The sequence below is a fragment of the Halocella sp. SP3-1 genome (genome assembly GCF_003953885.1).
GTDB lineage: Bacteria > Bacillota > Halanaerobiia > Halanaerobiales > DTU029 > Iocasia > Iocasia fonsfrigidae.
The window spans coordinates 2400655-2421445 of sequence record NZ_CP032760.1; the positions used below are offsets into that span (position 1 = coordinate 2400655).

General features: G+C 33.7%; 22 protein-coding genes. 21 read left to right on the plus strand and 1 reads right to left on the minus strand.

Annotation, left to right across the window (positions count from 1 at the left end; all coding sequences use genetic code 11):
• The first annotated feature begins 150 nt into the window (after positions 1-150).
• From D7D81_RS11330 to D7D81_RS11385, 12 genes are all read left to right on the plus strand, one after another.
• Complete coding sequence (locus tag D7D81_RS11330; RefSeq protein ID WP_286169607.1) at positions 151-777, plus strand: TetR/AcrR family transcriptional regulator; 627 nt, start codon at positions 151-153, stop codon at positions 775-777.
• Between the two features lie 16 nt (positions 778-793).
• Complete coding sequence (locus D7D81_RS11335; protein WP_125990056.1) at positions 794-1498, plus strand: ABC transporter ATP-binding protein; 705 nt, start codon at positions 794-796, stop codon at positions 1496-1498.
• A complete protein-coding gene (locus tag D7D81_RS11340; protein ID WP_125990058.1) occupies positions 1485-2723 on the plus strand; it encodes an ABC transporter permease in 1239 nt (412 codons plus the stop codon). The genes D7D81_RS11335 and D7D81_RS11340 overlap by 14 nt, the downstream gene beginning before the upstream one ends.
• Positions 2724-2735: 12 nt before the next feature.
• Complete coding sequence (locus D7D81_RS11345) at positions 2736-3989, plus strand: ABC transporter permease (RefSeq protein WP_125990060.1); 1254 nt, start codon at positions 2736-2738, stop codon at positions 3987-3989.
• Positions 3990-4036: 47 nt separating this feature from the next.
• Positions 4037-4777 (plus strand): outer membrane lipoprotein-sorting protein, encoded by a 741-nt coding sequence (locus D7D81_RS11350; RefSeq protein ID WP_286169609.1) that lies wholly within the window; start codon positions 4037-4039, stop codon positions 4775-4777.
• Positions 4778-4846: 69 nt separating this feature from the next.
• Complete coding sequence (locus tag D7D81_RS11355) at positions 4847-5980, plus strand: hypothetical protein (protein ID WP_125990062.1); 1134 nt, start codon at positions 4847-4849, stop codon at positions 5978-5980.
• A 154-nt stretch (positions 5981-6134) separates the two neighbouring features.
• Positions 6135-7316 (plus strand): aminotransferase-like domain-containing protein, encoded by a 1182-nt coding sequence (locus tag D7D81_RS11360; RefSeq protein ID WP_125990064.1) that lies wholly within the window; start codon positions 6135-6137, stop codon positions 7314-7316.
• Positions 7317-7386: 70 nt separating this feature from the next.
• On the plus strand, positions 7387-7773 hold the full coding sequence (locus D7D81_RS11365) for a hypothetical protein (RefSeq protein WP_125990065.1): 387 nt from the start codon (positions 7387-7389) through the stop codon (positions 7771-7773).
• 1205 nt (positions 7774-8978) lie between these two features.
• Entirely contained in the window at positions 8979-10688 is a 1710-nt protein-coding gene (locus D7D81_RS11370) for an S-layer homology domain-containing protein (protein WP_125990067.1), read from the plus strand.
• A gap of 316 nt (positions 10689-11004) precedes the next feature.
• Positions 11005-11799: an AraC family transcriptional regulator gene (locus tag D7D81_RS11375; protein WP_125990069.1), complete on the plus strand. Its 795-nt coding sequence runs from the start codon at positions 11005-11007 to the stop codon at positions 11797-11799.
• Between the two features lie 62 nt (positions 11800-11861).
• On the plus strand, positions 11862-12770 hold the full coding sequence (locus D7D81_RS11380) for a DMT family transporter (RefSeq protein ID WP_125990071.1): 909 nt from the start codon (positions 11862-11864) through the stop codon (positions 12768-12770).
• A gap of 39 nt (positions 12771-12809) precedes the next feature.
• Complete coding sequence (locus tag D7D81_RS11385) at positions 12810-13178, plus strand: hypothetical protein (RefSeq protein ID WP_125990073.1); 369 nt, start codon at positions 12810-12812, stop codon at positions 13176-13178.
• A 78-nt stretch (positions 13179-13256) separates the two neighbouring features.
• On the opposite strand, the gene D7D81_RS11390 is transcribed toward D7D81_RS11385, so the two are convergent.
• Positions 13257-14501 (minus strand): IS110 family RNA-guided transposase, encoded by a 1245-nt coding sequence (locus D7D81_RS11390; RefSeq protein ID WP_125986592.1) that lies wholly within the window; start codon positions 14499-14501, stop codon positions 13257-13259.
• Positions 14502-14778: 277 nt separating this feature from the next.
• On the opposite strand from D7D81_RS11390, the gene D7D81_RS11395 reads away from it, so the two are divergent.
• From D7D81_RS11395 to D7D81_RS11435, 9 genes are all read left to right on the plus strand, one after another.
• Positions 14779-15438: an alpha/beta hydrolase gene (locus D7D81_RS11395; RefSeq protein WP_164522230.1), complete on the plus strand. Its 660-nt coding sequence runs from the start codon at positions 14779-14781 to the stop codon at positions 15436-15438.
• A 36-nt stretch (positions 15439-15474) separates the two neighbouring features.
• Positions 15475-15948 (plus strand): VOC family protein, encoded by a 474-nt coding sequence (locus tag D7D81_RS11400; RefSeq protein WP_125990077.1) that lies wholly within the window; start codon positions 15475-15477, stop codon positions 15946-15948.
• A 70-nt stretch (positions 15949-16018) separates the two neighbouring features.
• A complete protein-coding gene (locus tag D7D81_RS11405; RefSeq protein ID WP_125990079.1) occupies positions 16019-16522 on the plus strand; it encodes a GNAT family N-acetyltransferase in 504 nt (167 codons plus the stop codon).
• Positions 16523-16675: 153 nt separating this feature from the next.
• Entirely contained in the window at positions 16676-17083 is a 408-nt protein-coding gene (locus tag D7D81_RS11410) for a DUF2000 domain-containing protein (RefSeq protein WP_125990081.1), read from the plus strand.
• Between the two features lie 304 nt (positions 17084-17387).
• Positions 17388-18689 carry an alpha/beta hydrolase family protein gene (locus D7D81_RS11415; protein WP_205739197.1) on the plus strand — a complete coding sequence of 434 codons (1302 nt, stop codon included), beginning with the start codon at positions 17388-17390 and terminating at the stop codon, positions 18687-18689.
• 60 nt (positions 18690-18749) lie between these two features.
• On the plus strand, positions 18750-19262 hold the full coding sequence (locus tag D7D81_RS11420) for a GNAT family N-acetyltransferase (RefSeq protein WP_125990083.1): 513 nt from the start codon (positions 18750-18752) through the stop codon (positions 19260-19262).
• 73 nt (positions 19263-19335) lie between these two features.
• Complete coding sequence (locus D7D81_RS11425) at positions 19336-19671, plus strand: cupin domain-containing protein (RefSeq protein ID WP_125990085.1); 336 nt, start codon at positions 19336-19338, stop codon at positions 19669-19671.
• 46 nt (positions 19672-19717) lie between these two features.
• Positions 19718-20062: a DsrE family protein gene (locus D7D81_RS11430; RefSeq protein ID WP_125990087.1), complete on the plus strand. Its 345-nt coding sequence runs from the start codon at positions 19718-19720 to the stop codon at positions 20060-20062.
• A 27-nt stretch (positions 20063-20089) separates the two neighbouring features.
• Positions 20090-20530, plus strand: a complete 441-nt coding sequence (locus D7D81_RS11435; RefSeq protein WP_125990089.1) for an NUDIX domain-containing protein — start codon at positions 20090-20092, stop codon at positions 20528-20530.
• The last annotated feature ends 261 nt before the right edge of the window (positions 20531-20791 follow it).

The window sequence follows — 20791 nt, forward strand, 5'->3', positions numbered from 1 at the left end:
AAGAATTCGAGCAAATAGTGGAGTGGAGGAAAGGGAGTAATATTTGACTTTAGTAAAGCTTTATATTATAATATGACTTAAGATTCATATGAACATGACTTCATGTTCATAAAATATATACTTATAGATAGAATAAAAGGAGTGCGGTATATGCCTAAAGAGACGTTTTTTAATCTGGTTAATGAAAAAAAAGAAAGGGTAATAGAAGCAGCTATAGATGAATTTGCTCAAAGGCCGTATCATCAAGCCAGGATTACAGCTATTGCAGATAATGCCAGTATAGCAAAAGGTAGTTTTTACCAATATTTTGAGGATAAAAAAGACCTTTTCAAATATATAATTGAATTGTCAGTTAATAAAAAATTAAAGTATATTAATTTAGATATGATAAAAAATAAGGATAAATATAGTTTCTTTCAATTATTAAGGGAGGTATATTTAAGCGGCTTTCGTTTTGCTAAAAGACACCCTAAGTTACTTGCAGTTGCCTCAAAGCTAGCTAATAATAAAGAATTATACCGTGAAATATTTGGTGAATATAAAGACAAGAGTTCAGAATTTTTTTTGGAATTACTTGAGCAGGGTATAGTTGAAGGTGCAATAGATTCAAAAATTGACCCTGTATTTGTTGCCAAGATGTTGACTAATATTAGTTATACATTAAGTGATTTTATATATGAAGATGGTGAAATAGATTTGAATAATATAGATGAATCCATGGAAATTATTGATAAAATGCTTTATTTTATTGAAAATGGTCTCAAGAAAAGAGATTAATAGGGGGTCTGTAAAAATGGCTTTATTGGAATTAAAAGCAGTCAAAAAGATCTATCAGCAGGGGAAAATTGAGGTGCCTGCTCTAAGGGGAATTGATCTGACGGTAAATAAGGGTGAATTTACTACTGTTTTTGGTCCTTCTGGTTCAGGAAAGACTACGATGTTAAATATGATTGGCTGTCTTGATAAACCCAGCAGTGGTGAAATAAACTTCAATGGTCAGAATCTTAAAAAACTGGATAAAAAAGGTCTGGCTATGCTCAGGAGATATAACATTGGGTTTATCTTTCAAAGCTATAACTTAATTCCTGTTCTGACAGCCTATGAGAACGTAGAATTTGCCATTAGATTAGTTGATAAACACAGTAAAAAAGAAATTAGAGAACGGGTAATGAAAATACTGGCAGATGTTGGCCTTGACGGCTTAGAAAACAGGAGACCTAATGAGTTATCAGGTGGTCAGAAACAGCGGGTAGCAATAGCCCGGGCCCTGGTAAAAGAGCCAAAGCTAATTCTGGCTGATGAACCATCTGCCAATCTGGACTCCAAAACAAGTGAAGAGGTACTGGAGGTAATGGTTAAGATGAATGAGGAACTGGGGACTACCTTTATTTTCTCTACACATGATCCCCAGGTGATGGATTATGCCCATCGTATGCTGGAAATTCGAGATGGTTTAATATCCCAGGATAAAAGGGGGGAAAGTTATGTTTCTGACTAAACTGGCTTTTAAGAACTTGGTACGCCACCGTAATCGAACCCTGATTACTGCCCTTATTATTGCTTTTGCGATATTTTTCTTTATTTTAATGGATTCTTTGATTGGTGGTATGACTGAAATGTCTTATGAGAACATTATTGAATATGAGGCTAGTCATCTCCAGGTAGTAAGTCATGAGTACCGGGAAGAGGAAGATGAACTACCTTTGAAAAACCTGTTGACTGTTGATGAACAGCTAATAGGTGTAGTCAAGAGGGTTGCAGGGTACCAGGCTAGTTTAGCAGAGTTGAATTTTCAGGCCAGGTTAAATGATGGGACTAATGAACTCCCTGTAATAGGCAAAGGGGTTAATCCTGATAAGTTATTAGATGTATTTGAACTGCAGGATAAGTTTGTGGAAGGTTCAATTTTTTCGTCAGGGGAGTACAAGGCCGTTATGGGAAAGAGACTGGCTGATTTGCTTAAATTAAAACAGGGTGATTATATTACACTGCTGGTGAAAGATAAAAATGAAACCTTTAATACAATTGATGTAGAGATATCAGGTCTGCTTCATACAGGTAATCCTAAGGTTAATAGTAGTATTGTTTATCTTCCCCTTAATATTGCTCAACAGGCCCTTAATGTCGATAATCAGGTGAGTAAGCTAATAGTCAGATTAGAAAATAAAGATTTGGCCGAAATCTCCGGCCATCTGCTGGCAGAAAATTTAAAAACCTTAGATAACAACCTTGAGGTGATCTTCTGGGGAGACCTGGAAGCGGTATCAGTAGCCGGGGCTAAGCAGATGGGGAATCAAATGATTCTAGCTATTATATTATTGATTGCAGCAATTGCTATTATTAATACAGTAATTCTGGCTGCCCTGGAAAGAATGAAAGAGATCGGTATGATGAAGGCTATGGGCTTACAAAGAAAAGAGATCATTTATACCTTTGTTCTGGAGTCAACAGGTATTGGTATGCTGGGAGGTTTAATTGGTTTATTATTAGGGGGTATTGCTGTCTGGATATTTTCAATATATGGAATAGACTGGGGTGCTATGATTGGTACGGATATGTCTGCTTTTGGAGTGCCAATTATCGGGAAAATGTATGGTGTCTGGAATCTAGGGGCTTTTCTACTGGTCTTTGGCTTTGGGGTATTTGTATCATTGTTGTCCAGTATTTTACCAGCTTATTGGGCAGCCAGTAAAGACCCGGTTGAGGCTATTTATCATCAATAAGGGGGTAGAGAAATGAGCTTTCTTGCTAAAATTGCCTTTAAAAACCTGTTTAGACATAAATTAAGGACGATTGTCTCCATTATGGCTATTGTTTTTGCGGTTATGATTGTTGTATTTGCCAGAGGGTATATAGTTGGCTTGATAGATTCAACTTTTGCTGATCATATTCAATATAATTCTGGACACATCAAGATAGTTGCTCAGGAATACCAGCAGCAGGAGCGTATCCTGCCCCTCATTTATCCGGTGGATGGCTTTAATGGTCAGGGATTGAACGGGATGATTGAAAGTTTAAAGGAAATTGATGAAGTCGAGAGGGTAGTCCCCAGGTTAAAGTATGGGGCTATGGTTAGTACAGAAGATGAATTAGTAACCATGATCGGCTGGGGTGTTGACCCAACTCAAGAAATTGAGTTTACTGATATTGAGGATAAACTGGTTAAAGGTAGAATGGTACAAAAAGGTCAGCTGGAAATCGTTATGGGAACAGCCCTGTTAAAAAAGTTAAATCGTCAGCTTGGTGATAAAGTAACTATTTTATCCAATACAGCCTTTAACTCTTTAAAGGGTGTTACCTTCAAAATAGTTGGCAGCATAGAAACAGGGATTAAGATGCTTGATGAAATTGTCTTCTATCTACCTCTTGACCAGGCTCAAGACATATTATATATGGAAGATCAGGTGACCGAACTCTTGCTGGTAACAGAGAATAGGAACCTAGTTGAACAGGTATTACCTGATGTTAAAGATTTACTGGCCAGGAACGGGGCTGCAGATAGGTATCTGGTCCTGGGTTACAAAGAAACCAGTGACCTCTTACCCTACATGGAAATGGCTAAGTTAATTTATAATCAGATCTATATCTTTCTGGTACTATTAGCCTGTATTGTAGTTGTTAATACTATGATCATGATTGTTAAAGAACGGACCAAGGAAATCGGGATGATGTCTGCCTTGGGACTGGAAAGTAAGGATATTTTATGGCTCTTTATTATCGAGGGTGGAATTATGGGGGTTATTGGTAGCTTTTTTGGTGCTTTATTTGGTTCACTGCTCAATGCCTATCTATCTGTAAGGGGTATTGATTTTAGTTCTGCACTGACTGGATTTAGTTCAGATATTATAATCAAATCAATTATTTATCCAGTTTCTTCAACCGGGAATACTATCTATGCCTTTGTGTTAGGTGTTATTATTGTTACTATCGCCTGTATTATTCCAGCCCGTAGGGCGGCCAAACTAGAACCTACTGAGGCTATGCGATAAGATGTAGGAATTACTATTATTACTAAAAAGAAAGGGGCTATTAAAAGGTGAAAAAAATAATCTTACTATTTTTTTGGTTTTTTACGTTAGTTGTTATTATTACTCCTGTTAGTGCTATTACTGCTGAAGAGATTATCAATCAAAGGGATAAAAACGAATATCTTGAGGCGGCTAGAGTAGAGTCAGAGATGGTTATTGTTAATGGTAATCGGAAAATGTCCAAGACAATGGAGTCTTTTATTGAGGGGAATAATGCTTTATCCCATTTTACTAATCCACGTGATAGGGGAACTAAGTTTTTAAAGAGGGGTGATGACCTCTGGATGTTCTTTCCTGATGCTGAAGATATAGTAAAGATCTCCGGTCATATGCTTAACCAGGGTATGATGGGTAGTGATTTTTCATATCAGGATATGATGGAATCTGATAAATTGACAGATTTATATAATTTTGAACTGATTGGTGAGGAAGAGTTGCATGGACGTCAGTGTTATGTTTTAGAGGGTATAGCTAAGGAAAATAAAGAGGTTTCTTATTATCGACGCAGGTCCTGGATCGATAAGGAGAGATTTATTGGTCTTAAGGAAGAACTATATGCCCAGAGCGGCCGTTTATTAAAAATAATGAATGTTAATAGGGTTGAGCAGATAGATGACCGCTGGTATCCAATTGAATCAGTAATGGAAAATAAACTGAGGAAGAATACCAGTACTGATTTTATTATTAAATCAATAGAATTTAACCCTGAGATACCTGCCGGAACCTTTAGTCTGGAAAATATGCAGTAATTACTACTCCCCTGATAACTACTAATGAAATATCTATCATAAGAAAGATTAGATGAAGGGATGATCTAAATGTATAAAACCCCCATTTTAATAATAGTTTTCTGTCTAGTCTTTGTTTTTGCCACTCAGTCGCGTGCAGTTGAGGTTGGGGGAGAACTTAAGGTTTTATTATCAGGTGTATTACAGGATGATGGAAGTCTTGATAGTGAGTTTATAGAGAGTTTAAATCTGGAGTTTTTTCTTCCGCAAATAGCTAATAATGAGCTGCGTTATGAATTTAAAATAGATAAACCCTTACAGGATTTACAGGAGGGGGAGGAACTTAGTTATTTTGCTAAAAAGCTCTATCTTAAACATCGTTTTGATGGGTTTCACTTGACATTAGGGCGGCAGCCTGTTTCCTGGTCTTTTGGTTCTCTGCTTAATCCAGTAGACTATACTTTGGGTTCAGTTGCCCTGGACGAGGAGAATAATAGCAAATATACAGATGCCTTGGAAATGTACATTCCACTTAACTGGAATTCTAGCCTGGCTATTGTGAGTTCTTTTCCTGCTGGGTTTAGCAGTGATTTTGATAAGATGAAATGGGGAATCAGAACCAGGGTAGGGGTAAGTGGTTATGATTTAACTATAAATTATGTACAGGAACCGGAGTTAATATTTGATGAAAATTCCTTTAATAATATTATTAAAGGGGTATCATCAATTATTCCTAAAAAAAGGGCTGGTTTTACAATCAAGGGTGATTGGAAAGACTTAGGGGTCTATGGTTCTTATGGGCATTATTTTGATGAAGGGGTAGCAGGGAGTAATAGTTATCTTCTGGGGGTAGATTATAGTTATAATCTCAACTATTATACTACAGTTAATATGCAGCTAGAATACCTGGGAATTGAGTTAAATAGTCTGGAAACAGTACAGGACTTATTTTCAGGGGTAGATATTTTAAATGAGAGGATTAACTTATTAACTGGGAGTATGACCTATCCTATTGATGATTTTTCTTCGATATCATTGACGACAATGCTAAATCTGGATGATAGTAGTTTTGTTTTAATACCTGGTTATCAAAGTACCTTGCCTGGTAATTTTGACCTTGATATTAGTTCTTCGATTTTCCTGGGTGAAGAGGATTCACTTTTCAGAGCTAAAGGGTTAATGCCTAAAGCTGTTACAACAATAAGTTTGAGTTATCCATTTTAACTGGCAATGAATAAATTAAACCAGGATTTCACAAATACTTGACTTTAATACTTAAATCTATTATTATAGTAATAATATAATTTGTTTTGTCAACAATTTAATTATGTAAAAGTGTTATTATTAATTAGTAAAAAATAAAAAGGGGAGAAAAATAGTGAGCAATATATTCTCAGAACGCATAATAGATGTTCCTAAGTCATTTATCAGGGAAATATTAAAAGTAGCTGTAGAACCGGATATAATATCCTTTGCTGGGGGACTGCCCAATAGGGATCTTTTTCCAGTATCAGCTCTTCAGGAAGCAAGTAATGATGTTTTTGATTCAGCAGGAAAAGAGGTATTACAATATAGTAATACAGAAGGATACCTCCCTTTAAGGGAATATATTGCCCAAAGATATGAAACAAAAAAAGGTATTAAAGTATCCCCTGAAAATATACTTATTACCAATGGTTCACAACAGGGATTAGATCTCCTTGCTAAGGTATTTTTAAATCAGGGGGATGAAATTATAATTGAGGAACCTGGGTATCTAGGGGCTATTCAGGCTTTTTCTATATATAGTCCCTCATTTAGAACAGTTCAACTCTCTGATGAGGGTTTAAATATACAGGAACTGGCAGGGGTACTTAATACGTATAATCCTAAATTAATGTACACAGTCCCTAATTTTCAAAATCCTTCAGGTATATCTTATGCAAAGTCTAATAGGGAAGCTGTAGCCAGTCTTATCAAAGATAAAGATATTTATTTAATAGAAGACGATCCCTATGGTGAGCTGAGGTATATCGGGGAGGATATAGTCTCATTTAAAAAAATATTACCAGAACAAACTATACTGTTAGGGTCTTTTTCAAAAGTAGTGGCCCCTTCCTTTAGAATTGGTTGGGTTGTGGCCCCAGATTTTATTATGGAAAAACTTATTATTGCCAAACAGGCCTCAGATCTACACACTAATTATATTAGTCAGAGGATTCTAGATCAGTATCTAAGTGACAATGATCTTAATGAACATATTTCCTTGATTAAAGATACTTATAACAGACAGAGGAAAGCAATGTTAAATAGTATTACAAAGTATTTCTCTGATGAAATTAAATGTACTAAACCTGAAGGGGGAATGTTTTTGTGGGTAACCTTACCAGATGACATACCAGCTATGGAATTTTTTGATCTGGCAATTCAAAATAAAGTTGCCTTTGTACCAGGTGACCCTTTCTATATAAACAAGAAAAATGTTAGTACTTTAAGGTTAAATTATTCATGTGTAGATGAAAAGAACATTGAAATGGGAATAAAAAGATTAGCTGATACATTTGCCAGGGTAATAAAGTAAAAGTTTACTATTGATGCCATCATAAGCATTGAGCTGTTAAACAATAAATATAAAGAAAGAGCTGAGACTATTGAAAAAAATATTAGTCTTTTTACATGTATTTGTTAGTCTAGGAGCTTTATATGGTGGTATGGTTGCCATTAGAAATCCATATAATCCTTTAGGGGCTTCTGTAGAACTGTTAGAAGTGTCTCCCTTTAGTAATTTCTTTATTCCTGGTGTTATTTTATTTGTAATAGTTGGTCTTGGTAATATATTTGCTGCACTCTGTTTAAAATATCAATTTAAATTCAGCTTATTGATTAGTAATCTTTTAGGTTGGGCGCTAATCGTTTGGATTATAGTGCAGTGCATAATGATGAGAACAGTTAATTTTTTGCATATAATCTATTTTGTAATTGGATTAGTTGTGGTACTAATTTCAATAAAGTTAATCTTGGATTCGATAGGCAACTAAAATTCTTTATTAAGAGCATGTTGAAAAGGAGTTAGAAAAATTAAAATAATTTCTAAAAAAAAGAAGGAGATTTTCAAAAGATAACGAATATAATAATAAATGGAGGAAATATTCGGGAATATAAATATCCTTTAAGTGTATATGGGTATTATAACAGTTAAATATTAAAAGCTTTTTAGTAAAATATAAGTTAATAAGGAATATTTAAAACTATAAACTATATATATAAAATATAAAGTGATTAGTTAATTATTTTTGCTTAAAACTAAAACGGTTTAGTAAGTCGAATACTGTAAATGATGTGGAAATAATGTAGAAAAAAGGGACTGGCATATGTTTTTAATTTTACCAACAATTAGGATATTATTCATTTATTTTATAACAATAATTCTGGAATTTTATAGTTAAGTTTAAAGATTTGAATATTTTTATATTATGGATTAGATGATTGCTCCCTTGGTTAGCTTGAGGAATTATGCTGAAGGCGTTTCCTATATAACTACTATATATAAATTATTAGTTGCTTACTCTTACTCGAAACTAAAGCGATTTAGTAAATCAAATACTGTAAAAGAGGTGGAAGATATGCAGAAAAAAAGGACTGGCAGATACTAAATATAAATTATAAGATGATAAGCAATTTTCTTACTTAAAACTAAAACGGTTTAGTCAATCGAATATTGTAGAAGAGGTGGAGATTGTGTAGAAAAAAGTACTGGCATATGTTTTAATTTTATTAGCAGTATTTGCGATACTATTTATTCATCTTATATCGATGATCTGGGGATTTAAAACTTGATTTAAGAATTTGAATATTTAATATATAGAATTTTTTTCACAATGTTTGATATAAAACTAAAATTTTGATTGTTAATAAAATTTGGAAATAAAATAAAATTGCTTGTGAGAATTGAGGGAGATATGGCCTTCTCCTGGTTTTTAAGTTTTATATTATAGGTCTATACTATGAGAAATTCAAAATATGTAATTACCTTTATCTTTATCATTTGCTAAAAATTAAAGGGGGGGAGTTCAAATTTAGTAATATAGCGGCAAATGTAAAGATATTATAGACTGTTTTTATCTATGGGCTTAAAGGTAATTTGAGATTAAGGAAATAAAGAGACTTATTCTTACTTATCTGTTAAGCAAAGATAAATCAGTCAATATATTAAAACTAGAAACAGAAAACGAGGAGGATCTACATGAAAAAATTTCTTATTGCTATGTTGCTTGTTTTAGCTTTAACTGCTTCTGCATTTGCTGCTTCTTTTGCAGATGTGCCTTCAAGTCACTGGGCATACCAGGCAGTTAATAAACTTATTGCTTCTGGTATTCTTTCCGGATATCCAGATGGGACTTTCAAAGGCCAGAATAATCTGAGCCGTTATGAAATCGCTGTTGTTGTAGCCCGTGTTCTTGAGGAAATTGAAGCAGAACAGGCAGCTTTAGCTGACAAAGTTGAAGATGCTGCTAACAATTTGAGTATTGGTGAAGCTCAACAGGTAAATCAGATCGTTAAATCGCTTGTGGCTAAAAACACGGGTGAAGAATTAAGTAATCAACAGGCTGACGAAGTGCGCAGTATAGTCCAGGCTCTGACTTATGAATTCAAGCCAGAACTTACTGACTTAGGTGTTGCTGTTGATGAGTTAGACAGCAGACTGACTGCTGTAGAAGCTGATGTTGAGGGTTTGAAAGCCAGTAAACCTAAAATTACTTTTGGTGCCTGGGGACGTGCTATTTTTGCTCCATGGGTCGAGGCTGATAACGGAGATAGTGTGCCTATACAGACTACATCCTGGGGTTGGGATAATGCTCGTCTCGGTTTTACTCTCAAAGGTGAAAATGAAGATGGGACTGTAGGTGTTCATGTTGATCACAAATATGATGGTGGTGAAACTAATACACACCAGGATCAACAGAAAATATGGGTAAAACCTTTTGATAATCTTACTGTTGAAGTAGGACCATCAGTATTCTATGATACTTTACGTGGTGATTCTGCATATGGTGCCTGGAACTGGTTGCGTTTTAATGAGCAGGACGATGAAGATGTTATCTTTGCTCGTGGTAAAGCAGGTAAAGGAGACCAAAGTATAATAAACCATAATGGCGGACTAGATGAAGGTATATATGCTGGTGCTTTAATTCATTATGACCGTGATGGTTTCCATGCATTTACTTCTCTTGATCAGAGTGATGGTCATCTTAGGGATGAAAATAAAAAAACTTCTGAAACAGAAGAATACGATGATGATTATACTACTAGCGACATGTTCCAACGCGGTCAATATGGTTTTGGCTATGAGATCCCTGGTGTTGGTTTAGTTCGTGCACAGTATATAGGAAAAGTATACTTAGAAGGAACTAGTAATGATCCTACTGAAGATAAGGTTGAGAACTATGGTGTATTTAATGCTGCATTAAAACTTGACAACCTTGCACCTGATTTCACCCTTGATGTTGGTTATTTCCATCCAACTGAAGAGTTTAAAGACACTGGAGATAGTAAACATGGCTATAAACAGTTGAATGCTTATGCTAATTATACTGGTATAGAATCATGGACTCTACATTCTACAGTGCAAACCAAGTTTGATAAAGAAGATGAAAAGGGTGACGAAGATTTAGGTTTTGGGCTGGGTTTTGGAACCGATTATAATTTTGCTGTAGCAGATGGTCTAATGGCTGGCAGCTATACTGTTAATACCGATTTGCGTTATTTTAATGAAAATTGGACTGGATATGACGATTCCATTGGTGCATTAGTTGGTATTTCTAAAAACTATGACAATGGTAAAATTGGTATAGGTCTGGAATACACTAGTACACAATTTGCAGGTGAAGCTGTTACAACGGATACAGAAGAGGCAAATTGGACAATTCCAATTGTTCTTGAGTACTGGTTCTAAGCATTCTAAACAGTACGTAGTGTAGTGATTAAGGTGTTATAGTCTGCTAGAGTAGACTATAACACCTTATTTTTATATTCCACAGTTAAATAATAATAACCTACAAGTCCCTTAAATTGCTCATTCTTAACCCCTAAGCTGCTAAGATGTTTTTAGAAAAACGATGATAGTTTGTTTTTGAAATTATTTATTTCTGTGATATACTAAGATATGGGAATTTTATAAATTGATAGTTATATTTTCTATATAAGTAGCACTTAAATATTACACTTTTCCGTTTCACAATTATATTAAAACAGGTAGGTGAAGATATGATATGTTATCTTATTATTCAGATAAAAACTTTGATATTTTTGAAATAAAAAAATGTCTTAATGTTATACAATCTGAAAAACCCCATTTTCATCATGAATTGTCTATTGCCTTGATTGACAGTGGGGGTACTTCAGCAAGATTTGAGAATAAGACTTATAATTTCACTGCAAAAGATTTAATAATCTTCCCCCCTGGATTGGTTCACTGTTGTAACCCTTATAGTTTAGAAAACTGGGAATTTACGATGGTTTATCTTGATTATGAATGGGTTAAGGGTATATTCAAACTGGAATTTAAGGAAAATGAGGTGTTTAGTTATAAGTTGAGTAAAGGTGAATATTTAAGATTGAAAGAAAATCTCTTGTTTTTAGAAAAGAGGGTTAATTATATAAGTAAGAAAAAATGTTTAATAGCAATATTAAAAAAATATTTAATTCAAAATATGAGAAAATTTAATGATATTAGAAGTGATTTATTAGAAAAAGATAAGGTTAAAAGGATACGGAAATATATTGAGGACAATATTAACCAGAAAGTAACCTTAGATAAATTATCGAATATTTCCGGTATAAGTAAATATCATTTGATGAGAACATTTAAAAAAATGTATAAGGTATCACCACTTACTTATCAGAGGAATCTAAGGTTTAATCTTGCTAAAAAAGGGCTTAAGGAGGGTGGAGATATTTCAAAAATTGCGGTTAGTTTAGGGTATTATGACCAGAGTCATTTTACTAATGAGTTTAAAAAATTTTCTGGGACGACTCCAGATGATTATAGAAAAGAATTTAAGTAGCAAGTTTTTACAATACTATTTCTTTTCAAGGCCCTATAATAAACAAAAAAGGAGTGAACAGGATGGAAAGAGATAGTATAAACGGGTATTTACTGGCTTTTTTTACAATTTTAATCTGGTCAACGACATATATTTTTACTAAAAATCTATTACAGGAGTTAACACCATATGAGATATTGTTTTATAGGTTTGGTTTAGCCTATCTTATTTTATGGGTTATATCTCCTAAATTTGATTTAGATCTAAATCTTAAAAAAGAAGTTTTCTTTTTCACCCTGGGGTTACTTGGTGTAACGGCTTATTATTTATTAGAAAATATAGCCTTGAAATATACCCAGGCCTCAAATGTAGGCTTAATCGTATCATCAATTCCAATGTTTACAGCGGTAATTGCTCATTTTATGCATGAGGATGAATTATTCCATAAAAATATAGTCTATGGGTTTATACTTTCCATGTTCGGTATTTTTTTGGTTATTTTTAATGGTAAATATATTTTAGATTTAAACCCAGTTGGGGATATTTTAGCCCTATTATGTGCAGTAATATTTGCAGTTTATTCTAATCTTTTAAAAAAATTAAATAGTGGTTTAAGGAGGATTCTGATAATACGAAAGATATTTTTTTATGGTTTAATAACAATGATTCCGATTGTAATTTATAATAATATTGAGATTCAGTTCAAAAAATTACTGGATATCAATATCCTAGGTGGTTTTTTGTTTTTAGCTTTACTGGCATCAGTCTTAGCTTTTATTATGTGGTATAAAGCAATTGAGTTACTTGGTACCATAAAGACAAGTAGTTTTATATACCTGGTTCCTTTAATAACAATGGTATCATCATCTATATTTCTAAAGGAAGAGATCAATATTATTATGATTACAGGGGGAGTTTTAATTTTGTTTGGGGTATATTTAAGTGAGCGGAAAACAAGTAGTAGAAAAGGGCAAAAAAATTGGTCTGGGTAATGTTCAATACATTCTTAAGGTTAAGAGCTTTAAAAAAATATGAGATGGGAGAGGGAGAATATTATCTTAAGAAAAACAATTCTAATTTTAGTTTTACTGTTGATTTCTATGATGATTTTATCTGGCTGTGTTAGTTATGATCATCTTAGCAAACACAGTATTACACAGGGAAATGATTTCACAAATTATTATCTGTTTAAAGAGGGTAATGATAATAAAGATAGTTTGATTATATTTATTGGAGGTAGTGGTTATAGCTCTGTTTTGGGCTTAAAGGAATATGGAATATGGAAAACAATCACACTTGCTTATGACTTACAGAATAAGCTGCTTTCTGATTTTGATATTTTAGTTCCAGAAAAAAAGAATATTAAAATGGGGAAAAAGGTTGAAATAAATAATAGATAGCATTTAAAGAATTAGAGGGCATGGCAAAATAAGCCATCATATAATGACTTTTAAAAAATGAAGTTAAAGGTGTTATGGTTATGCAGTTGACTTAATTCGATAACCCTGAAGCCGAGCTAATAAAATTGCTTGTTCTACCGTAATTTCACGGTCTACTGGAAGAACATCAGATTTTCTATATAAATCAGCATTATAGGGTTCCTTTTTTTTCAACATGTTGTATAATGCTGATAGAAGCATTCTTGCAATGGCAATAATTGCTTTCTTATGTCCACGCCGTTTCTTTAAGCGGAGATAACGGTTGCGGATCTCAGGGTGTTTTTCACTTTTAACTACAGCGGTTGCACACTGTACAAGAAGTGGTTTAATGTAACATCCTGATTTAGAAACCCGGACTGATTTTTTCTTACCTGCACTTTCGTTGTTAGTAGGAGTAAGCCCAGCCCAAGAACAAAGATGCTTAGCAGTAGGAAAAACATCCATATTGACCCCTATCTCTGAAATTACACCAATAGCTGAGAAGATGTTTTTAAAGGATGGGGCAGTTAAAATAAGATCAATTTCTTGCTGGTATGGCTTGGCAAGTTTGAGAATAAGTTCTTCTAGATCAGATTTCCGGGTTTCTAAATCCTCATAATGCTGTTTGATAACCTTTAATTTACCAGCCTGTTCCGGTGTAATATAACCGTCAATGGCGAGTTCCAATTCGGGAAGTTTTTTCTTCATGGAACCATGAATTAAGGGCTCAATATCAAAAGAAGTATCAAGAGGATTTTCCAGAATCTTATCTATAATCCTTTGTGAACTTTTACCAAAAGTATCAGAAACGATATTACCTAACTGAATGTTAGAAACGGTAAGACAGTTCTGCAGTCGATTCTTCTCACTTGACATAAAGCAGATCAACTTGAAACGATAACGCATCAGATCACGTAGCTGTCGGATTTGGGCAGGTGGCATAAAACTACCAGCAACAAGATCATGTTTAAACAGGTCAGCAATCCACTTTGCATCTTTCTTATCAGTTTTTTTACCACGGATTGCTTTAACATATTTAGGGTGGGCAAGAACAATATTGCAGGAAGTTTCAAGAACATTAAATACAGGGATCCAGTATTTCCCTGTGGATTCCATGCAGACATCCTTGCAGTCATTATCAAGTAGCCATTGTAACAGCTCTCTCAAACCCTTTGTGTAGGTAGAAAAGCGATGACTCTTGTAGGTGGTAACACCTTTAGAATTAGTGGAAGCTATACAAGCAACCACGAAAGTTTTGTGGACATCGATGCCACAACAAATTTTGTATACGATTTTTAAAGCCATAGGGATTCCTTTCTAAACCAAGAGGTTTTTTAAGAATTATAGGGATGGACAGCATTGACTGATTGCCTAGCGATAAACGAGTATTGTTTATACAAAGATAAGGTTTCGTGCTCGGTGGCACACTTATTTGTGCTTGAAAAGGCAATCTACACATATAATCATTCGGTCACTTCATAAATGAAGCAGCCCACTCACCCCCTCGTGATTTGTAGTTTACTGATATCCCTATGACTTTATTATAAAACAAAATAGCTCAAAGACACAATTTCATAACATTTTGTGCCTTGAGCGCAGCGAAAGGAATGGATATAATCATGAAAATGAAAGAAGGGTTCTGGAAAACTATACCCTGGAACAGCGAGTCTCAACTGCCTCTCTGGTAATTGATAAGTATTTAGAAAATAAGCAATATAAGGAGATTATTTTGCTGGGATTTTCTGAAGGGGGTTATATTTTACCTCGTATATATTTAAATTTAAAAAGTAAAGAGAGGATATCTGGTTTAGCAGTCTTGTCTGCTGGTGGTTTATCCCAGTATAATTCCTTGAAAACACTTAGTGAAAAGGATTATTCATACCCTGAAGGATACAAAAATGAACTTAAGCGTTTAGAAGAAGTGGTGGAAGATATTAAACAAAATCCAGATACTATTGATAAAAGGTATTTAGGTTTACCATATAAAAGATGGTCAAGTTTTATGTTTTATCGTCCTTTAGATGATCTGCTAAAAATAGATATACCGATTTTTATGGGACAGGGTGAGATGGATATGATGTCGGCTGTGGATAGTGCCCGAAGGGTAAAAGAGGAGTTTGTAAAAATGAATAAAGAAAATCTCACTTATATTGAGTATAAGGATAAAGGTCATGGCTTTAATGGGGAATTTGAAACTATTATTAAGGATATAGAGGATTGGTTTAGGAAAGAAATCAGGTAATTTAATATTTATAGTTAAAATAAAAGGAGAGATGTGATGAAGTATAAGTGTGCTTTGTTTGTAGTTGATAACATGGAAAAAGCCAAAAATTTTTATATTGAGATTCTGGGTCAAGAGATTAAATATGATTTTGGGGAAAGTGTAACCTTTGAAGGTGGTTTTGCAATACACGAAAAAGCGCATTTTAGTTATCTACTCGGAGGGTTAGCAATACATAAAAATCCCAATAATTCAGAACTTTATTTTGAGTATGATGACCTTGAACAACTCGAAAATAAATTAGAAAAAGAAAAAGTAGAATTTATTCATCAAGTAAAAGAACAACCCTGGAGACAGAAGGTGTTAAGGTTTTATGATCTCGATAAAAATATTATCGAGGTAGGTGAATCCTTAGAACATCTGGTTTATCGGTTGTGGAATGAAGGGAAGAACTATGAGGAAATAGCTAAAATAACAGATATGGATAATGAATTTGTAGAAAAATCAATCAAAAAATTTTCCAGGAGATAAATATCCCGAAATGCTGTGAGAACGGTATTATAAGCAGGTTAATATGTGAAGGGATAGGAGTGGGATATCTATGTCAATCAGCCTGGCAGTTCCAAATGATATTATAGAGATTATGGAGTTGGTAAAAAGCTGCATTATTGATCTGGAAGCACATAAGATTTATCAATGGAATAAAAATTACCCTACTGTAGATCATTTTGAAGGGGATATAGAAAATAAGTCATTATATATTTTTAAAGATGGGGGAGTAAATCAGGGAATTATAACAATTAATGAAACCCAGCCTCTTGAATATAAAAAACTAAACTGGTTAATTAATGATAGCAGAGTAATGGTTATCCATAGATTAGCTGTAAAACCTATTTTTCAAAGACAGGGGATTGGGCAAAGGCTTATGAATTTTGCAGAAAATTTCGCCTTTAACAATGATTATGATTCAATTAGATTAGATGCCTATAGTGGTAACCCGAGGGCGATCAAGTTTTATGAAAATAGAGGATATAAGAAAATTGGCCAGGTGTTTTTTCCAGGAAGGACTCTCCCGTTTTATTGTTATGAAAAAATAGTTCGCTAAATAGTAGGATATTGTGTGTTAAAAATAACGGTAATTAAGTAGAGATGAGGAAATTATAGAGACCCTCTTGCTGGTTTTGAGCAACATTTTGCAATAAATTCTCCTAAATTAATGTTATTATCTAAGAAATAAATAATTTAGGGGGGAAATGCTATGAAATGTGTAATTCTTATTAATGAGGAACTTCCGTTAGGGCTAATTGCCAATACTTCGGCAGTTTTAGCAATGTCTATAGGAAAAAAATATGATCATATAATTGGTTGTGATGTTGAGGATCAGGACGGGGTTATTCATCCCGGTATTACCCAAATACCTATTCCATTGTTAAAGGGAAATGATGAATTATTAAAAACCATAAGAACGAGAATTTTAAACAAAGAAGTGAATGATGTCTACATGATAGATTTTTGTAATATGGCCCAGAAATCAAAAAACTATGACCAATATATGATCAGGATGAAAGCAACTCCAACAGAAAAATTATCATACCTTGGAATTGGGCTATGTGGTCCTGAAAAAGCAGTGAATAAACTCACAGGCTCTCTTCCTTTATTGAGATAGGTATCCTTAAGATTTTATTAATGATTATATCAATACTTCTCTATTCCAATTTGAACATAGAGGAATTTTATTTGTGATAGATTAAGGTAAAAGTAAATGTCTGGATATAAAGTTATGGTTGTTGATGATGAAAGAGAAATCAGGAGTTAATATCACGTTATTTACAGAAGAACAGACTATTAGATAAATATTCCAGCACACAGTATATATAATTTATTTTCTAAAAATGATATAATATATAAAAAGTTTATTAAAACTACTCTGGATTATAAATTTTTTTCCTGAATGGGAAAGGGGTAATAAGTTGAAGGTATTTCTCACTTTAAAACTAATGATCATTGTTGTCTGTCTAGTATTGGTTAGTGGTATAGTTCTGGGGGAAGGTTCTTTAAGTGGTAAATGGGAGGGTGCGATTGTTGTTGATGGGCAGGAATTAGGTATTACTATTCATTTCAAGGGAGATGTGGATGATTTGCGGGCAAGTATTGATATACCGTTACAGGGGGTTAAGAACTATTCCCTACAAAATATAAAAATGGAGGGTAAAAAAATATATATGGAGCTCCCTTCCCAGGTAACAGGGAAATTCTCCGGTAAATTGCAAGGGGAACAGATTACCGGGGAGTATAATCAAGGTATGGCCAGTGGTGATTTTTACCTACAAAAAAAAGTTAACCAGGGAGTTGCAAAAGAAGAACAGAGTGAGAAAGAATTAACAGTAGAGGAAGTTAGCCTGGAAGTTGATGATGGTGTTCTCTACGGTACTCTACAGCTTCCCGCTGATGAATATCTATTAGAAAGCAAAAAGCACCCTGTGGTATTAATTATAGCAGGTTCTGGTCCTACAGATCGTAATGGAAATTCAATAATTAGTGGAGAAAATAATTCCTTGAAAATGTTGGCAGAAGGACTGGCTGAAGGGGGAATTGCTTCTTTACGTTATGATAAAAGGATGATTGCAGAAAGCTCGGGGATTAATACTTCAGAGCTTAAATTGAGATTTAATGACTTTATAAATGATGCAGTGGGATGGATTAATAAATTGCAACAGGACAAGCGTTTTTCTGATGTGTATGTAATAGGTCATAGTCAGGGTTCACTGATTGGGATGGTTGCTGTACGTCAAAGCAATGCAGACGGATTTATATCTATCGCCGGTCCTGGCAATAATATTGCCCAGATATTAGAGAGACAGTTATCATCTTCTCTGTCCGGGGAACTAAAACAGGAATCTTTTAGGATACTTAATTCCTTAAAATCAGGAGAGACAGTGGCAGATGTTAATCCTAAATTAAATAGTTTATTTCGACCTGCAATTCAACCTTTTTTAATCTCATATATGAAATATGACCCGTCAATAGAAATAGGGAAATTATCTGTTCCTGTATTAATTATTCAGGGTACTAGAGATTTGCAGGTAAGTATTGAAGATGCCCAAAGATTGAAGGAAGCTAATAATACAGCAGAGTTAGTAATTATTGAGGGTATGAATCATGTTTTAAAAGAAGTATCAGCTGATCCAGCTGAAAATATTGCTGCCTATAGTAAATCAGATTTACCTTTAGTTGATGATTTAGTAAAAGTAATTAATGAATTTATTAAGTGATGAGAATTATATTAGGACTGGGTTTGCTAGAATAGGGTTATTATAGAAGGGGGAAGGAATATGGGTAAGTTAATTGATACTAAGTTGAGTGATTTTAAATTAAGATTTGCTGAGATAGGTGATGTCTCCCTAATATTGAGATTTATCAAGGAATTAGCCGAATATGAAAAAATGTTAGATGAGGTAGTAGCAACAGAGGAGGTTTTAAAAGAATCTCTGTTTGAAAAAAGGATAGCTGAGGTTATTATCGGTGAATTTCAGGATAAACCGGTATCATTTGCTTTGTTTTTTCATAATTTCTCTACTTTTCTCGGGAGACCTGGTATTTATCTGGAAGATTTATTCGTAAAACCTGAGATGAGAGGAAAAGGTTTTGGTAAAATAATGCTTTCTTTTCTAGCTAAGCTAGCAGTAGAAAGAAAATGTGGTAGAATGGAATGGTGGTGTTTAGATTGGAATAAACCGTCAATTGATTTTTACAAACATTTAGGTGCAATTCCTATGGATGATTGGACAGTATATAGAATATGTGATGAACAATTAAATACCTTAGCAAATCATTTTGATGAGTAGAGTAGTATTTTAGGTATTTACAAGTCTGAGTTTAAAGATGGAAAATACTTATATAAAGGGGAGAAATTGAAGTATGAAAGAAATATTTCCTGATCCAATTCAGAAATTACCTGAAGCAGATATACCTTTAGATGGAATTAAAGCATATTTGTCTCAGGGGAAAGATCATCAAATTCTTTTTATGAAATTTGAAAAAGATGTAGAATTACCTGAACACTCCCATCAAAGCCAATGGGGGATTGTCCTTGAAGGAAAAATAGAATTAGTTATTGATGGTGAAAGTAATATTTTTGAAAAAGGAGATAGATATTTTATTCCGGCTGGGGTTAAACATCATGGGAAAATATTTGCTGGTTATACTGATATAACTTACTTTCACCAAAAGGATAGATATAAAGTTAAAAAGTAGCTGGTGATAAGTCTACAATTACTATTATAAGAAGGAGAACAAAAAAATGAATAATACAAAAAAATTATATATTCTATGGACAAATGCAGACCCAATTACTTCTGAAAAAATGGTTATGATGTATGCTATTAATAGCAAATTAAATAACTGGTGGCAAGAAGTATCTATCATAGTTTGGGGAGCAACAGCCAATCTTATTGTAGAAAGTGATTTAATACAAGAAAAAATAAAACAGGCCATTCATGTAGGTGTTAATATTTCTGCCTGTAAGGCCTGTGCTGATCAATTAGGGGTGTCAGATACTTTAGTCGAACTGGGGATTGAACTTAAGTATTGGGGAGAAGATCTAACAGAGATATTAAAGGCAAATGAAAAACTATTAAATATTTAAGAGTTAAGAAGAAAGGGGTATTTTACTATGCAGTATCCTGAACCTACTGTCGGGGCGGTAATTTTTAATCCAGATAACAAAATTCTTCTCTGCAAATCAAATAAATGGAACAATAAATTTGTAATTCCTGGTGGTCATATTGAATTAGGTGAAAAAATGGAAGAAGCCTTAAAGCGTGAAATGTTAGAGGAGACTGGTCTTGAAATATATGATATAAAATTAATAAGTTTAAAAGAAAGTGTTTATAGTAAAACCTTTCATGAGGAGAAACACTTTATCTTTATTGACTATATATGCAGAACAGATTCATATCAAGTCGAGTTGAATGAAGAGGCCCAGGCCTATGTATGGGTTTCCTGGAATGAAATTGATGAATATGAGTTGGGGGGATTTACTGAATCCTTATTAAAAGAATTAAGAAAAAAGGAAGAATCTATACATAGAGTAGACATATTATATGATTATTAAGGTGATCTTTTAAAGAACAGTATATCTATGAAGAATTTGGTTTTGAAGCAGTAAATGAAACCAGGGATTTACAGGGGAAATAGATTATTATGAAAGCTGATATATAAAAGGACATTTGTCACACTGCAATTATTAAATGAATAATATATATAAAACTAACAGGGGGTGAGTCATGTGGCAGAAGATGTTAAGGGTAGAAGGCACAGAGGATTTCGCGGTGATAGTTTTATAATTGTTATAATAGTAATTTTGCTATTAATA

Excerpts from the sequence above, each read along its gene's own strand:
- D7D81_RS11390 (WP_125986592.1), bottom strand. The coding sequence starts at position 14,501 with ATGGCTTTAAAAATCGTATACAAAATTTGTTGTGGCATCGATGTCCAC.
- D7D81_RS11330 (WP_286169607.1), top strand. The coding sequence starts at position 151 with ATGCCTAAAGAGACGTTTTTTAATCTGGTTAATGAAAAAAAAGAAAGG.
- D7D81_RS11380 (WP_125990071.1), top strand. The coding sequence starts at position 11,862 with ATGGAAAGAGATAGTATAAACGGGTATTTACTGGCTTTTTTTACAATT.
- D7D81_RS11435 (WP_125990089.1), top strand. The coding sequence starts at position 20,090 with ATGCAGTATCCTGAACCTACTGTCGGGGCGGTAATTTTTAATCCAGAT.
- D7D81_RS11405 (WP_125990079.1), top strand. The coding sequence starts at position 16,019 with ATGTCAATCAGCCTGGCAGTTCCAAATGATATTATAGAGATTATGGAG.
- D7D81_RS11345 (WP_125990060.1), top strand. The coding sequence starts at position 2,736 with ATGAGCTTTCTTGCTAAAATTGCCTTTAAAAACCTGTTTAGACATAAA.
- D7D81_RS11410 (WP_125990081.1), top strand. The coding sequence starts at position 16,676 with ATGAAATGTGTAATTCTTATTAATGAGGAACTTCCGTTAGGGCTAATT.
- D7D81_RS11335 (WP_125990056.1), top strand. The coding sequence starts at position 794 with ATGGCTTTATTGGAATTAAAAGCAGTCAAAAAGATCTATCAGCAGGGG.
- D7D81_RS11370 (WP_125990067.1), top strand. The coding sequence starts at position 8,979 with ATGAAAAAATTTCTTATTGCTATGTTGCTTGTTTTAGCTTTAACTGCT.
- D7D81_RS11400 (WP_125990077.1), top strand. The coding sequence starts at position 15,475 with ATGAAGTATAAGTGTGCTTTGTTTGTAGTTGATAACATGGAAAAAGCC.
- D7D81_RS11385 (WP_125990073.1), top strand. The coding sequence starts at position 12,810 with ATGAGATGGGAGAGGGAGAATATTATCTTAAGAAAAACAATTCTAATT.
- D7D81_RS11355 (WP_125990062.1), top strand. The coding sequence starts at position 4,847 with ATGTATAAAACCCCCATTTTAATAATAGTTTTCTGTCTAGTCTTTGTT.
- D7D81_RS11340 (WP_125990058.1), top strand. The coding sequence starts at position 1,485 with ATGTTTCTGACTAAACTGGCTTTTAAGAACTTGGTACGCCACCGTAAT.
- D7D81_RS11420 (WP_125990083.1), top strand. The coding sequence starts at position 18,750 with ATGGGTAAGTTAATTGATACTAAGTTGAGTGATTTTAAATTAAGATTT.
- D7D81_RS11430 (WP_125990087.1), top strand. The coding sequence starts at position 19,718 with ATGAATAATACAAAAAAATTATATATTCTATGGACAAATGCAGACCCA.
- D7D81_RS11375 (WP_125990069.1), top strand. The coding sequence starts at position 11,005 with ATGTTATCTTATTATTCAGATAAAAACTTTGATATTTTTGAAATAAAA.
- D7D81_RS11425 (WP_125990085.1), top strand. The coding sequence starts at position 19,336 with ATGAAAGAAATATTTCCTGATCCAATTCAGAAATTACCTGAAGCAGAT.